Annotated in this window: 11 protein-coding genes, 1 pseudogene and 1 riboswitch; of the genes and pseudogenes, 4 read left to right on the top strand and 8 right to left on the bottom strand. The window is 41.2% G+C overall.

Going from position 1 to position 14939, the window contains the following annotated elements; genetic code table 11:
* Positions 1 to 41 precede the first annotated feature (41 nt).
* Positions 42 to 326: a hypothetical protein gene (locus CDO33_RS20250; RefSeq protein ID WP_103083277.1), complete on the bottom strand. Its 285-nt coding sequence runs from the start codon at positions 324 to 326 to the stop codon at positions 42 to 44.
* Between the two features lie 274 nt (positions 327 to 600).
* Here CDO33_RS20250 and CDO33_RS20245 point away from each other — a divergent pair, with 274 nt between their 5' ends.
* Positions 601 to 1965: a DDE-type integrase/transposase/recombinase gene (locus tag CDO33_RS20245; protein ID WP_207655289.1), complete on the top strand. Its 1365-nt coding sequence runs from the start codon at positions 601 to 603 to the stop codon at positions 1963 to 1965.
* A 295-nt stretch (positions 1966 to 2260) separates the two neighbouring features.
* Here CDO33_RS20245 and tnpC read toward each other — a convergent pair.
* The 5 genes and pseudogenes from tnpC to CDO33_RS20220 all read right to left on the bottom strand — a co-directional run.
* Positions 2261 to 3115, bottom strand: a pseudogene (tnpC, locus tag CDO33_RS20240) (IS66 family transposase); the annotation flags it as partial.
* A 107-nt stretch (positions 3116 to 3222) separates the two neighbouring features.
* On the bottom strand, positions 3223 to 3948 hold the full coding sequence (locus CDO33_RS20235) for a tyrosine-type recombinase/integrase (protein WP_161496554.1): 726 nt from the start codon (positions 3946 to 3948) through the stop codon (positions 3223 to 3225).
* Between the two features lie 879 nt (positions 3949 to 4827).
* A complete protein-coding gene (locus CDO33_RS20230; RefSeq protein ID WP_103082228.1) occupies positions 4828 to 6102 on the bottom strand; it encodes an ABC transporter permease in 1275 nt (424 codons plus the stop codon).
* Entirely contained in the window at positions 6099 to 7049 is a 951-nt protein-coding gene (locus CDO33_RS20225) for an ABC transporter ATP-binding protein (protein ID WP_103082227.1), read from the bottom strand. Before CDO33_RS20225 ends, CDO33_RS20230 begins: the two co-directional genes overlap by 4 nt.
* A gap of 478 nt (positions 7050 to 7527) precedes the next feature.
* Positions 7528 to 8307: a hypothetical protein gene (locus CDO33_RS20220; protein ID WP_103082226.1), complete on the bottom strand. Its 780-nt coding sequence runs from the start codon at positions 8305 to 8307 to the stop codon at positions 7528 to 7530.
* A 389-nt stretch (positions 8308 to 8696) separates the two neighbouring features.
* Between CDO33_RS20220 and CDO33_RS20215 the strand changes: the two genes are divergently transcribed.
* On the top strand, positions 8697 to 9053 hold the full coding sequence (locus tag CDO33_RS20215; protein WP_103082225.1) for a hypothetical protein: 357 nt from the start codon (positions 8697 to 8699) through the stop codon (positions 9051 to 9053).
* Between the two features lie 127 nt (positions 9054 to 9180).
* On the opposite strand, the gene CDO33_RS20210 is transcribed toward CDO33_RS20215, so the two are convergent.
* A complete protein-coding gene (locus CDO33_RS20210; protein ID WP_103082224.1) occupies positions 9181 to 10482 on the bottom strand; it encodes a methyl-accepting chemotaxis protein in 1302 nt (433 codons plus the stop codon).
* A gap of 628 nt (positions 10483 to 11110) precedes the next feature.
* Here CDO33_RS20210 and CDO33_RS20205 point away from each other — a divergent pair.
* Positions 11111 to 11299 (top strand): small, acid-soluble spore protein, H family, encoded by a 189-nt coding sequence (locus CDO33_RS20205; RefSeq protein WP_103082223.1) that lies wholly within the window; start codon positions 11111 to 11113, stop codon positions 11297 to 11299.
* A gap of 165 nt (positions 11300 to 11464) precedes the next feature.
* Here the strand turns inward: CDO33_RS20205 and CDO33_RS20200 are convergent, their stop codons facing one another.
* Entirely contained in the window at positions 11465 to 12847 is a 1383-nt protein-coding gene (locus CDO33_RS20200; RefSeq protein ID WP_103082222.1) for an alanine/glycine:cation symporter family protein, read from the bottom strand.
* A 236-nt stretch (positions 12848 to 13083) separates the two neighbouring features.
* Positions 13084 to 13175: riboswitch (glycine riboswitch) on the bottom strand.
* Between the two features lie 598 nt (positions 13176 to 13773).
* Between CDO33_RS20200 and CDO33_RS20195 the strand changes: the two genes are divergently transcribed.
* On the top strand, positions 13774 to 14901 hold the full coding sequence (locus tag CDO33_RS20195) for an aldo/keto reductase (protein WP_103082221.1): 1128 nt from the start codon (positions 13774 to 13776) through the stop codon (positions 14899 to 14901).
* Positions 14902 to 14939: the final 38 nt, after the last annotated feature.

Raw genomic sequence — 14939 nt, 5'->3', positions numbered from 1 at the left:
AATCACCAAGACCCTGCGAAATAGCGTAAGCGTCAAATAGATTAGGACGAAAAACTAAAACCTTTACCCAGCCATTGATCAAATGCCTTAGATATTTTAGCCCTGAATTCTTCTTCCGGTAACCCCCGGTCTATGTAATACTCATATACATAATCTACGGTATCAGCAAAACGTTCCGCAAGTTCGGGATTTTCTTCTTCCATATACGGAAAATGCTCTATTACATATGCGCTATAATCCAGCTCAAAAAAATAGCTGTCTATCTCTCCGTCTATAAAATCTTTAATAAACTCTATCATAAACTTTGTGTGTTTCCCCAATTTCATTCTTCTTCCTCCCAGGCATATTGGGTAGTGTCAAAAGTTTTGATATGCTTTTGACCTCTAACCCTTGGTTTTACTTGCTTTTATATTATTAAGGGTTTTACCCTCATTTAACTGGAAATTAAGAATGTATAGAAAGGCAAAGGTACTTGCCCTTTTTTTGGTATAATGTTGTTGCTGGACAACCCCCAAAGAAAGGAGTTAAGTACCTTTGAACAACATTATAACAGTTTTACTACTATACATTCAAATACAAGCTAAAATTATCATTTACCTCATGTGTGCACTCTTTAGTAAAGGATCCGTCCGCAAGTACTACGATGAGCCTGTTAGGAAGCCTTACCGCAAGCTTGTGGTGGATACCATGCCGATTATTGAGACACTTGAGAAGCTTGATTATAAGCAGCTTATTTCAAATCATCTCAAGGAAACCGGTAAGCTTATAACCCCTATTACAAGGAGAAAAGCTTCTACAGTCCCTGATACTATGGCCTGCCCAAGATGTGGAGCTCCTCATGAATACCTTTACGACAATACCGGTGGTAAAGGCCAGTACTTATGCAAAGTCTGCAAGTGCACTTTCAACAAGAAAAACCGTTACCTAAAAAATCTCATCTTCCTCTGCCCCCACTGTGGAAGGACACTGGAACTTAAGAAAGAGCGTAAGGACTTCAACGTACATAAGTGCACCAACTCCAAGTGCCCCTATTACCTTGACAGGCTCAATTCCATGTCCGAGGAAGACAAGCAGCGCTACAAGTCTTCTCCACATGATTTCAAGCTCCATTACATCTACAGGGAGTTTGATATTGACTTTGAGCCTTTGGTAAGAAAGCCTTCCCAGCCTCCGAGTGTAGATATATCAAGGCTTTATGTCTCTCCTCACGTCCTGGGGCTGATACTTACATACCATGTCAATTTTGGCCTTTCTACCCGGATGACAGCTGCCCTTATGCGTGAAGTACATGGTGTAAGTGTTTCTCATCAGTCGGTATCAAATTATGCCGATGCTGTTGCCACAAACATTAAACCCTTCATTGACAACTACAAGTATGATCTCTCAGATTCCATCTGCGGGGATGAGACGTACATAAAGGTTCTGGGCAAATGGCATTACGTATTCTTTATATTCGACGCAGTAAAGAAGATTATCCTCTCATACCCCGTCTCTGCCAACCGTGATGTTAAAGCTGCAATTTATGCTCTTGACGAAGCATTGTCCAAGTTCGATAAGCTTCCTGAGGATCTTACCCTGATCTTTGACGGGAACCCTATTTACATGCTTGCTCAACACTATTTCGCCCAGTACGGCATCCACTTTGACATAAAGCAGGTAATCGGTCTTACCAACGACGACCCTATCTCCGAAGAATACAGGCCTTTAAAGCAGATCATCGAAAGGTTAAACCGCACCTTCAAGGGAAACTACAGACCCACCAACGGTTTTAACAACTATGCAGGTTCAGTATCCTTCCTTACACTGTTTGTAGCCTACTTCAACTTCCTAAGGCCTCATTCCTCTCTGGAAGGCAGGGTGCCGGTGGTCTTAGAAGAGCTCAAAGACCGGCCTAATATGCCTGCCAGGTGGGTTACACTCATTAAAATGTCCCAAGAATACATCAAAGCCCAACAATCTGCTTAAGGAACGAAATTCATCCTCTTATTTTTGTAGCATAGCATAGCAAAACAGTCGCCGCCGAACCTGTGGAGTTTGTGGGTAACCCGCTGATTTGAGGGGTGTGGGTAACTTGTGTGATAAAGTGTTGGCAACACGCTTTTCGTTGCCAATGCTTTATCCACTTGTTATCCATGCCTCGGGCGGGTTATCCATCAAATCCACAGGTATTATATTCCCATGGTTTTTCTTGTTGCTTATTTGGTTTCCAATGTGCATATTTGGTAAATACTCTCATTTCTGGCGTCAAAATTTTATTCTTTCATAGAACTTTTGACACTACCGCATATTGTTCCGGTTCTTTCTTTGAAAACGGTGCATAAACTTCTTTTGGCAAAACTTCACTGCACGGTAATAACTCTTCAACTGACGATGCATACCCGGGCTTCCCGAGATTCGGCATTTGAGTCAGTACCCATTTCAGGTATTCATAAGGATTTAACCCATTTTCTATTGCGGTTATTACTATGCTGTAATAAACCGCACTGGCTCTTGCTCCGGCAGGTGTGTACGAGAATAACCAATTTTTTCTGCCAATCACAAATGGCTTTATGCTCCGTTCCGCACGGTTGTTACTGATTTCAAGCCGTCCGTCGGTCAGGTATCTTTCTATGTATTTCCTTTGTACGCGAGCATAGTGCACTGCCTTGCCCAAAGTACTTCCGGGCAGCACATTTAAGCCTTCTATCCAAGAGTAGAATTCTTCGAATAGAGGCTTCGATATCCGTTGTCTTCTTTCCAGGCGTTCATCAGTCTCAAGCAAAGCAAACTCCCTTTCATATCGGAACAGCCTGTCACAATATTCCACGCCTTTTAATAAAAGTGAATCTTTCTTCTTTTCTTCCGGTAAGATCTTCAGCCCATCAAAGAACTTTCGGCGAAGATGTGCCAGACAGCCTACAATCATTATGTTTTCAGGTAGTTTATGATACCCCTCATACCCATCCGCGTGTAAATACCCGCTGAATCCTTCAAGAAACTCTTTCGGCCGTGTGTGCCTTCTATCGGGCTGGTAGTCATAAAGCACTATCTGTTTTTTGGCTTCGCCACTGGTCCTGTATAGCCACATGTAACTTTTTGACTGTGCTGCCTTTCCCGGTTCTTTTATTACCTGGACCGTGGTTTCATCTTATGTAGAGCCGTATATTATGTGGAGTCGTGGGCAGTTATGCCGCTTAGACATGGGATTTGCGGCATAACCACTCAACATAATTATTTATAACATTAGATGTTTTCGCGAAGCCAGGCAATTAAAGCTTCTTTTTCACTTTCACTATATTCTTCAATGGACTCCGTAATCAGGCTGCCTGCCTGTTCAATGTATTTTCTTTTAAGTTCAGGGTTGCATCTTGCATAGATCTCTGTTGTGGTAACAGATGAATGTCCAAGAAAATCCCTGATATATATTAAATTTACTCCATTTTCAAGCAGATGCATAGCTTTGGAATGCCTCAATATATGAGGATGCAGTTTACATGGGTATAATTCTGGCCTTGCATTACGAGCCATTTGTCCATATTTATCAAGGACATAGGAAACTCCCGATCTTGACAAGGGTTTATCGTATATATTGACAAACACTGGATGCGCCATGTCGCAGATGCTAGTAGAATTCAGATAAGCTTTTATGATATCTGCAGCATTGGTACTTATAGGTATTACTCTTGCCTTGTTTCCTTTTCCGGTAAGGGTAACCGTGTTTGGGCTCCGGAATACAATGTCACCTACCCTCAAATCAATGAGTTCCTGAACCCTGCAGCCGGATTCATACATTAATGCAATCATTGCAAGATCACGAATACCTTGCGTAGAATGCCTGTCGGGAATTTTGAGGAGATATTCAACAGCGTCTACGCTTAGGTATTCAACCGGTTTCTGGGGAGCCTTCTTAACACGAATTTTTAAGACACCCTGACACAGGGCACTTTTTTCCGGACTTTTACGTGCCACATAACCACAAAAAGCTTTTAATGCAGCAAGCCGCTGATTTCTCGAGTTGATGCTGCAGCCTCTCGACATCTTTGCAGCAGATGAAAGTGCAAGCGTAACTATAGCTTCTGTAATTCTTTATTCTTGCTCAACCTTATGCCCTGATTTCCATTAAGAAATATGCAATGAACTCCAAAGCTTCCTTTGTCTGCAACGAATATGTATTCATAAATTCTTGTATGTTGGAAAGAGGATTTATTCTGCAGCGAACACTTAAAAGAATATGAGACAGTACATTATGAGTCATGTCAAGGCATACAATTCACCGAAGAGAAAGCTTAAGACTGGATTCTCTTATCAACTACCTCATTATGAGAAGCCAGTCACTCTACCTCATATACGTTACCCATACGAATAAAATTATGCTAAACGAACACTCTCTTTATATAATTATATGAACAATGGTTTGTTTAAAATATTGATATGATACGTATTACGCGAATTAGAAAATGCAAAAAAAGAAGGATCAATTTAAACTAGACAAGAAACATCGAATGAGCCGCACTTATCAGGATTTCCAAAAACTTTTTATGGCTAAGAAGCAGGACCTTCCTATTGTATAGTGATTTCAGTGGACCTTCCAACATCATTTGTGTAGTAAAGCTATCTTCAAGTAGCCCTATAAGCAGTTGGACTCGCTTTTGCGGTACACATAAAAAGCCCTGGGCTCCAAAAGATATGCTCCTCCTTACGGTAAACGGTTTATCATTTTAACCGTCTACTTAACGGGGAGCATATCGAAAGAAACCTCAGGGCTTTCTTTATCAGTTAATACGCCTATTTAATAGGTCCCTTCCATACTGATGATATTATGTATACCAGTTAATCTACAGCTTTTAATTAGCGGACATTCTTAAACACCATTCCCACAGCCTTGAAAAAGCCGATTCTATTGCCGTAATTCAATGTACCCATACGGTAAATCCTTGTGGCAAGATATGCCATGATATACAAGGTAACCAGCAAAAGAACCAGGGCGCCTATCAGGTCTACTATCGGCACCGTTGTCATGGAGTAACGGATAAACATAGCCATCGGCGATGTAAAAGGAACGATGGATATGACCCTCATCAAAGTTCCATCGGGCATATTAAGGCCCATGCTGCACAGCAAAAAGGCAGCTATGAATACAAACTGAATGGGAGTCATGGCGCTGTTAACCTCTTCCACCTTGCTTACCAATGCACCTACGGAAGCATACAGGAAATAATACATAAGGCTTCCGAACAGGGAAAAGACGATGAATAAAACCAAGGCATCAATAGTGATACCTTCCTTGATCATTCTGATCATAAACTCAGGATAGTTGTCCCTGTTTAATACTATACCCGCACCGGCTACCAGAATCATCAGGATTAGCTGTCCTATGCTCACAACCATCGATGCCAGCACCTTCCCCCAGATCAGGTTGTTGGAGGAGGTATTTGTAATAAGCAGCTCCATGGTACGGTCATTTTTCTCCCGCGCAACAGAGGTAGCAACGGAGTTTCCATATAGAATTACCAGCATGTAAATCATGAACATGCCGACATAGGCAAAAGCATATCCCGTCAATGCATTCTTGCCTAATATCTCCGTATCTGCCTGTATTTGAACGTTCTCCGCCTGATCAACCTTAGCCGGGTCAATCCCTTCCTTGCTCAAAAATAAATCTCTGTTGAACCTGGACAGTGAAGCGGATATGCTTTGAACACTGGTGTCATACATGGACAAGTCATTGGCAATCAGCTTAAAGCTTGTGGCTGATGTGACCAGAATCCCTTTCTTTATCTCCTCCTTCTCTATCGCGTCCCGCAGCGCTTTTTCATCGGGATAGGATTTTGACAAGAAGAAAGGATAAAGGGTCTTCAAGGCTTCTTCGCTAATAGCATTATTTTCAATAACATATCCATATTCATCGCTCAGCGGAGCCACACCTTCATAAGAATGTCCCCCCGTATTTTGCCCCATATCACCGCTATCTCCGGAGGAATCTCCGCTAAGCATGGAAACCAACGTTGGAATGAATGTAGCAATCAGTATGATAACCAAAATGATGATAGTTGTAAGCCTGACTGTTTTTTCTTTCAGCTTGTTACTTAATTCAAAACCAAATACAGTTTTCAAATCCCTCATCCTATACCGCCTCCTTCAGTTTTACTGTCGATGCCATCCAATCCTTCATCCCTCTCCAGTTGGATGAAGATATCCTCCAGACTTGGCTCATAAAAGCTGAACAGCTCCACAGGAAGATTGTTGCTGATGACTTCCGACAGAAATTCATTGGGAGTTCTGTTATTCAGACATTCCACAATAAGGGATTGCCTGTCCATATCCACGCGGATGTCGGAAAAAGCTGATATTCGCTTTTGCGCCTCATTCATATCCATTCCTGATATTTTGATGCGCAGTTTATTTCTTCCCATATCCCTTTTGGTTTCTTTTAGGTTGGCGCTCAGTATAATCCGACCGCTTTTAATAAAGGTTACATCATCACAGAATTCCTCCACATAACCCATTTGATGGCTTGAAAAGATGACAAGCCTGTCTTTGGCGATATACTCCCGGATGAGTTCCTTTAAAACCTGGGCATTGACAGGGTCTAACCCACTGAAGGGTTCATCGAGAATCAGTATATCCGGATCATTGATAACTGCCTGCAAAATCTGAATCTTCTGCTGGTTTCCTTTAGAAAGCGTATCCAGCGGTTTCTTCTCATACTCAGCAAGCTCAAACCGCTCCAGCCATTTCCGGGCTGACTTTTTTGCATCAGACCTTGACATGTGTTTTAACTCTCCAAAATAAACCAGCTGGTCCAGGATGGATATTTTAGAGTACATACCTCTTTCCTCCGGCAGGTATCCGATTTTATATTTCTGCCGGTCAAAGGGTTTGCCATCCAGAAGGAATTCACCGGAGTCAGGCTCAAACACATTCATCAGAGTTCTGATGGTTGTGGTCTTTCCAGCGCCATTCCTGCCAAGGAATCCCATGGCTTTACCGCTCTCCACCCGGAATGAAACATCATGAAGGATGTGCCTTCCCGAAAAGCTTTTGTTGATATTGCAAACCTCTAGTCTCATAATCAACCTCACATGAAATATATTCTGACTATTATATTTTATATCAGTTAATACAAAATTTCACTATTTATTTTAATTTATTGCCATTATATAGCACTTTGGATAAGATATGGTTTATAAATTGAAACATCTGCTGTTCCGATGGAGAAGAAAATAGCAAATCCAGGCGTTTGTCGAGGAAATTTGAAAATTTAATCATGGAATATTTCTATAGAATAGAATAAAAATTACAGACCTTTACTCATTGAAAGCGCAATATTGAAAGCATATTATTGCAAGCATATTGATGTAAACATATTGAATGTAATCCATTGATAGAAAAAAGATTTGCTGCACGAAGGAAGAACCGGTACTTATGTAAAGTTCCGGCTCTCTGTTATCAATTATCGAATATAAAATTTAATTATGTCAAAAGATTCTGGCACATGTCCAAATATTTAACGGATTTGCCTTTAGCTTGAGTTACAGTCCTCAATTACTATATATCATATTCAGGGAACAGTGGTCTGTAAAGTATCCTGCAATCGGTGGATATCTCAGGAGGGATAGACTTAAACACCTCATGTTCTGAATACAGGGACAGAATCGGTTTTCCTGAAAGATCATATACAGGATGAAAACCGCTGTATTCAGTCATCATTTTCATGGATTTAAAGTTGGTCGCTTCACCGAACATACCCTTATACCCTCTTTTGCGACCTTCCTTTATCAGCATATCAAACATTCTTATGACTACAAACCGTTTAAGCTTTCCGAGTCTCACACCGGCCATAAATGTATGAATATACTCGTTTCTCGTAGGCCTTTTTCCTGTTTTGGCATGGATCGTATTGACCAAACGCTCATCCAGATCCGTAAGGAAGGGGATAATGATATTCATCGGTTCAAGGTCACCTTCAAACACCGGCGGTTCCTCATCCGGATTAAAGTCTTCACAGGCCAGCGCCCCTACAACCCTGCCGGTCTCCCTGTCTAAGGCTACATAGCACAAGCCCTGATCAGCGACATTTTTCAGGTAACCCATTGTAAACTCAAACATCGCTTCCTTCGATAAATTGCAAGCATTAACCATAGGTTCACTTACTCTTACCCCGTCAATATATGTCCCTGCAAAAGTCTCAGCGAGGCATTCCGCCGTGTCGATCATGACTTTCTCGTCATCCGGGTCCAATACCTTATACTCATAATCCAAGATTACGGGACATATGACATCTTGTCCTTTTTCCAAACGTCTTTCTGCAGTTAAAGCGATTTCCATAACCCCAACCCCTTTCATATGGCTTTAATCTATTACTTGCCATGTTGAATCACTGCCTACAATCAAGACCGAATTAAATCCAAAAAAAGCAAATAATACCTTTACATAATATTCAATTATTAGTCGGGGCGCAATAGGTAAAAAAGTCTATTATATCCGATGATTGTATAATATTACATAAAACTGGCAGGTTTGCTTATTCAATCTAAATATTTTGTAGAAATCCAGGAAATAATGAAAAATCAACACAATTCGGCAAAATAACCCAATAAATGTAGATAAATTACAATAATCGAGGTTACATTAATTGACATAAAATAAAGAATAATATATTATTAATATCATTCTATAAAGAGTGGGAAAATTTATGAAAAGGTGGTGCCATTCAAATGATCAATGTTGAGTTGGATTCAAAAAAGAAAGCAGTTAAAGTAACAGCATCAGGCATGCTGAAGGCAGATGAGGTTAACAGCTACTTGAATGAACTGCAGGAAATCGTAAAGAAAATTGATCCCAGCCAGTATGCACTGATCATCGATGCAAGAGAACAGAAAGCCATTGCTCCCGATGCTTTACCCTGTCTTGAAAAAGCACTGAAGCTCTACACTGAAATTCCTTTTGCAAAAAGATTCTCCGTTGTATTGGAGTCTGCCGTTGCTATGCAGCAGGTAAAGAGGGTCGGAAAAGATGAAGTAGACCAGTTCATAATGGTAACCAGTGTAGAAGAAGTTTATAAAAACCTGTAATTCAAAGCGTACATAAAACCTCCATAGAAATCTATGGAGGTTTTTAGTATGTATTATTATATCTTATTATGTTTACTTATTATATATAAAATAATATATCTTAATTCTGAAACCAAACTTAGAATCTTTAAATTTTAAGTCCATCCGTAAGTTTTTTAAGGTTTTCACTCATATCTGCCAGCTTTGAGGACGTTGCTCCTATCTCCTCCATAATGCTAAGCTGCTCCTGAACACTTGCGCTGATCTGCTGTGTCCCGGCAGCAGTTTCATTGGAAGTTGCGGAAATTGTCTCCATCATATAAGGAATTTCGCTTATCAGCGCCATTTGCAGTTCAACAGCTTCATCAATCTTCTGCATTTGATCGACAATGTTCTCAATGCCGGAGATTATGCTCTTCATATGACCACTTACGGCAATGACAGTCTGTGATCCCTCTGCAATCCGGCTGCTTGCATCAGTGATGAACTCTACCGCTTTTTCAGATTTCATCTTGTTCTCTTTAACCAGTTCAATAATGTTTTTCGCAGCGGAAGCGCTTTGATTAGCCAATTTACGTATTTCCTCCGATACGACGGTAAAGCCTTTTCCGCTTTCACCTGCTCTCGCAGCTTCGATTGCAGCATTCAAGGCCAGCAGATTTGTTTGCTCGGAAATGCCTCTGATTATCTGAACTATATCCTCAATCTTTTTAGATGATTCCACAAGCTCACTGATTACGTAGGTGGTCTGTTCAGACAAGTTTTTGATTTCCTCCATGCGCATTGTTATGTTATCCACGTCAGTTGCGCCTTTGTCAGCAAGCTGCTTCATATCCAGTGCTTGCTGCACGGTTGATTTACTTACTTCCGTAGCTGATTGGGAGATTTGTACCACTTCTTCTATCCCTTTTTTTGTTTCATCCACTATTTTTGTATTCTCAAAGGCTCCTGCGGATATGCTGCTTATGGATTGGGCTATTTGCTCCAGCGACTTGTTGGTTTCTGATGTGGATACTGAAAGCTCTTCACTGGATATATTCATTTGCAGTGATATCTCAGCCAGCTGATCTGTTATATTGTAAATCTTTCCGATATATTGGTTGATTTCTGCAGCTGCCTCACTGATGTCACCTTTTCCTGCAGCTTTTTTTCCATTGGTGAAGCTGCCGCCGTCCATATGTATTATTTTCTCTAAACCAGAAACAAGCTTTTTTGCGGGAATAAAATAGAAAAAAATCATGTATATAAACAGGAAGATTTCAGCTATTAATGCTGCGGGAGTTGCGATTGATGTGATAAGGAATCCATGCTTTTGCATAAAAGGTGACAGAGAGTTAAAGAAGTGAGGTAAAATGATTGCAGCGCCATTGATTAATATTAGTACTGCAACAACTATGCAAAAAACTACCCCAATAACTAAACTGCTTGCTTTTTTAAAACCCTTTTCCATTGCTATTCCTCCTTGCTGTACTAAAACTATACTGCAAAAATGAATATAAATACATAACTGTTAAAATTGTAACATATAAGTATAATAATTGTAAATACAAAGCATACTAAAAAATGACATTATTATTATTTTCTCGATAGAAAAAGATAAAATTCCATTAATGATATACCTGCGTAATGAGACTTTGCCTGTCGACAATCATAATCATGATTTACGTAATTGATTTTCATAATTTTTCTCTCTGTCACTTCTACGATGCTATCATGACGATGCTAAATGCTACTATGATGATGTTGTTATGATATTGTACAGAAAATATTCACCGAAAGATTTGCTTTATCCGAAGCTCGATAAATTGATTTGTAGGTTAACCGACCATCCGCTTTGGCTTCACCAGATTGATTTTTGATTGCCAGAAACAAGCTAAAACAGCCTAAGGCCATCATGTTCCAGCATTACAATGCAGGTTTATGAATGATAAGAATGATGTGATATTTAATGATGTGTTTTTATCGATATGTTGGCTAAAATCCTTTGAACATATAAACCTTTCCGTTTGCTCATACTAATAGTGCATCATATGAATGACGAGCATAGCAGCTTGCAGAAATAAGAAAGGTGTGATGTTATGGACAGTAAAAGAGCGGAAGAAATTATGAAATCCAATGGTTTAATCCATGTCAGCTATAATGGAATGCCTGTTAATATTGAGAGTATTCGTGGTGATTTAGCTGAAGTGACACTGATCGGCATGGGTAAAAAAATCGACATCCCGATCAGCGCCCTTGCAGAAACTGATCCCTTGTATACCATATAGGATTGTACCCTCAAAGCCATGTAGTTAGCGTTAGGATGCGGCAAATTACATGGCTTTACTATTTAGCGTCAGGGTATAAGCTGTTGTCGAGCCTACGAAGCCCGCTCCTACAACATATATTGCTTTATAAAACCAATATATTATGGAACCGGATGAAAATAAAAATCATATTCTGGTACCGGACCCGACAGAACGGATTTTTCCGGATTCCTTTTTCAGATGCTTTACATATAGCTTGGTTTCTGCTGCTATCACACCTGAAAGGCATACCAGGGCTATGAGGTTTGGCAGCGCCATGAGGCCATTTACAATATCAGCGATGAGCCAGATGGCTTCAAGCTTTATGAAAGCCCCCAGAGCTACCATAGCAATAAACACAATCCGATAAGGCATAATGGACTTCACTCCGAATAGGAATTCGCAGCAGCGCTCGCCGTAATAATTCCAGCCTATTATAGTCGTAAAGGCAAACAATGCAAGGCTCAATGTCAGCAAAACCGGTCCCAAGACAGGCATAACCGTGCCGAAAGCAGCGCTGGTAAGCTCCGTACCTTGGAGGTCCGTCTGCCATACCCCGGTTACGACTATGCTTAGACCGGTCAGTGTGCATACGATTATGGTATCGATAAATGTACCTGTCATCGAAATGAGTCCCTGTTCAGCCGGCCATTTTGTCTTTGCTGCCGCAGCAGCAATAGGGGCGCTTCCCAGACCTGATTCATTGGAAAACACACCGCGGGCCACTCCGTTTCTGACAGCCATCTGCATCGTAGCACCCAGGAAGCCTCCTACGGCTGCAGTGCCCGTAAAAGCATTGGAGATTACAAGGTTCACTGCTTGAGGAATTTTGTCGAATGATGTAAATACAACCACCAGGCATATCGTCACATAAAGAACGGACATGAAAGGAATGACTTTGGTGGATACATTAGCTATGCTCTTAAGTCCCCCTATCACTATAAGGGCAACCAGTATGGTCAATAAGATGCCAGAAACCTCCGCAGGGATGCCAAAAGTGCCATTTATGCTGGAAACAATGGCATTTACCTGTGGAAATGTGCCTATGCCCAAAAGCGCTACCAAAACTCCACTTACTGCAAAAAATACCGCCAGCGGGCGGAACTTTTCTCCCATACCTTTAAGTATGTAGTGCATGGGCCCTCCGGCTATCTGACCATTGGCATCCTTGGATCTGTACTTTATAGCAAGGAGTCCCTCACCATATTTGGTTGCCATGCCGAAAAAAGCAGCCATCCACATCCAGAAAAGAGCTCCTGGGCCTCCTGCTTTAATCGCGGTGGCCACGCCAATGATATTTCCGGTGCCTATAGTCGCCGCCAGAGCAGTGCAAAGCGCTCCGAAGCTGTTAACATCCCCTGTGCCGTCGTTCTCGGCCTTAAAGATAAGCTTTAGGGCAAAAGGCAGGCGGAAGACCTGAAGAAATTTCAATCGAAAGGACAGAAATACTCCTGTACCCACCAGCAAAATCAAAAGCGGCGGTCCCCAAATAAAACTATCAATTTGATCCAACAGTTTAATCCAATCCATATATAGATCCTCCTTAAAAAAGATAATATTCCGGAGTTTCCTGACGACTGGGAAGGGATTAAAAATTATCATAATAGGGCAAAAGCTGTTTCCATTTCATAATGAAACGGCAGGTGGGAATTGATTTTGCAATTAATTCCTTACGCTATATTATAAAGAGTCAAATCACAGCATGATTTGACTCCGGATATAACGCAACTGATATTGAAGGCCATAGTAAGGCCCTAAGATATATGTTCAGCGTCCCTGTCCTTTTGCCTGAGAGATTTAGTGCAAATCGCACCTTGCCCCTTCGGCGCCTATCAAAGGTCTCTCCAGAGTTCTGTCAGATTTGCAGTCCTACCCGGATCATCCGGATACCTGAGAGTGTTACTCCTTCGGCGTACCTTACGGTCCTCTTCTGCAAACCCTCATCCAGCATATATTTATTTCCCATCTATTTTACATAATCCCAGTTAGTTTTTCAAGTATTTTGTATACATTATTCCTTTGTAAATAAAAGCATAACATGAGATTTTTTCATGAAGGCTTAGCAGTAAAACTATTTCAAAGATATGCGCTATATCCATCATTTTCTTAAAATATGGTTATGCCGGAAGCTGCTCTTATATTACATTGCTTCCGAATAACCCAAAGCTCCTTGGAAAACCCGGAAGAAGCCGTTATGTAAAAAGGCATGCAATTTTTATTAGTGTTCGTGGAAATATTTCCAAAATCCCAGCAGGAGGCATTCAAATTTTACCTCAATCCCCTTAAGTAATCCTGGACGATGCTGCACGGTAGATACCTCACAAAATCGTTAATCTGCATTTTCCCGTGAGGATTTCGAGGATTTAAAAAAACATTATCTTTTTGTTTTTTCATCGTTGAAAATGATGTATTATTATTTGTAGATAGTATACGCTTTGGATATGAAGGAGGTAATTATGAAGTACAGAAAGTTTGGAAAAACAGGTTTTAATGCCTCTGCACTGGGATTTGGATGTATGAGGCTGCCGGTGGTCAATGACGGCACAAACAGGATTGATGAACCTGAAGCGATCAAGATGCTACGGTATGCCATCGATAATGGTGTAAATTATATCGATACCGCATATCCTTATCATCATGGCAATAGCGAAATTTTTGTAGGAAAAGCGCTTAAGGATGGCTACCGCGAGAAGGTTAAGCTTGCGACTAAACTGCCGGTATGGCTGGTTAAAGAGTATCCGGATTTCAACAAATACCTGGATGAGCAGCTTAAAAGACTGGATACGGAGTACATAGACCTGTATCTCCTTCATGCGCTGGATAAAGGAAGATGGGATAAACTGCTCAAACTGGATGTCTTCAAAGCCATGGATGAATACAAGAAATCCGGCAAAGTGAAGTACATGGGATTCTCATTCCATGATGATGTTGACACCTTTAAAAAAATTGTCGATTCTTATGACTGGGATTTTTGCCAGATACAGCTCAATTACATGGATGAAAACACCCAAGCAGGAATGGAAGGCTTAAAATATGCGGCATCAAAGGGACTTGCAGTGGTGATCATGGAACCCATCAGGGGAGGCAAGCTTGCCCAAAAACCAGCCGACTGCATTCAGGAGCTTTGGGATTCAGCAAAAATCAAGAGAACTCCTGCCGAATGGGCTCTCCGTTGGGTCTGGAACCATCCGGAAGTTTCAGTGGTGCTGAGCGGCATGAGCACCATGGAACAGGTTGTGGAAAACCTCAGGATTGCCGACGAAGCCGAGCCTGGTTCCCTTTCCGCGGAAGAAGTAGCTCTGGTGGAAAAGGTGAGGGATACTTACAATTCCCTGTCCAAGGTAGCCTGCACATCATGCGGATATTGTATGCCCTGCCCTTCCGGCGTAGACATACCATGGAATTTCTCGTTCTATAATGAATATTTCATGTACGGTGGCTCTCTGGAAGAGAAAAAGAAGCATTTCAACTCCATGGCCGGAAATGCCGTAAAATGCATCGAATGCGGAAAATGCGAAAAGTCTTGCCCGCAGAAACTGACCATCAGGCAATACCTGAAGGATGTAGCAGCGCTTATGGCATAAGCAAATAAGCATCAACTGATCAGATTAACACCGGGGGC

Source organism: Clostridium thermosuccinogenes (assembly GCF_002896855.1).
In the GTDB taxonomy this organism is placed as follows: domain Bacteria; phylum Bacillota; class Clostridia; order Acetivibrionales; family DSM-5807; genus Pseudoclostridium; species Pseudoclostridium thermosuccinogenes.
Note: the sequence above shows the minus strand (reverse complement) of the source record. Positions and strands in the feature narration are given on the sequence as shown.

Bases quoted from the DNA above. Each gene is read 5' to 3' on its own strand.
- CDO33_RS20250 (WP_103083277.1), bottom strand. From the start codon at position 326: ATGAAATTGGGGAAACACACAAAGTTTATGATAGAGTTTATTAAAGAT.
- CDO33_RS20245 (WP_207655289.1), top strand. From the start codon at position 601: ATGTGTGCACTCTTTAGTAAAGGATCCGTCCGCAAGTACTACGATGAG.
- CDO33_RS20230 (WP_103082228.1), bottom strand. From the start codon at position 6,102: ATGAGGGATTTGAAAACTGTATTTGGTTTTGAATTAAGTAACAAGCTG.
- CDO33_RS20225 (WP_103082227.1), bottom strand. From the start codon at position 7,049: ATGAGACTAGAGGTTTGCAATATCAACAAAAGCTTTTCGGGAAGGCAC.
- CDO33_RS20220 (WP_103082226.1), bottom strand. From the start codon at position 8,307: ATGGAAATCGCTTTAACTGCAGAAAGACGTTTGGAAAAAGGACAAGAT.
- CDO33_RS20215 (WP_103082225.1), top strand. From the start codon at position 8,697: ATGATCAATGTTGAGTTGGATTCAAAAAAGAAAGCAGTTAAAGTAACA.
- CDO33_RS20210 (WP_103082224.1), bottom strand. From the start codon at position 10,482: ATGGAAAAGGGTTTTAAAAAAGCAAGCAGTTTAGTTATTGGGGTAGTT.
- CDO33_RS20205 (WP_103082223.1), top strand. From the start codon at position 11,111: ATGGACAGTAAAAGAGCGGAAGAAATTATGAAATCCAATGGTTTAATC.
- CDO33_RS20200 (WP_103082222.1), bottom strand. From the start codon at position 12,847: ATGGATTGGATTAAACTGTTGGATCAAATTGATAGTTTTATTTGGGGA.
- CDO33_RS20195 (WP_103082221.1), top strand. From the start codon at position 13,774: ATGAAGTACAGAAAGTTTGGAAAAACAGGTTTTAATGCCTCTGCACTG.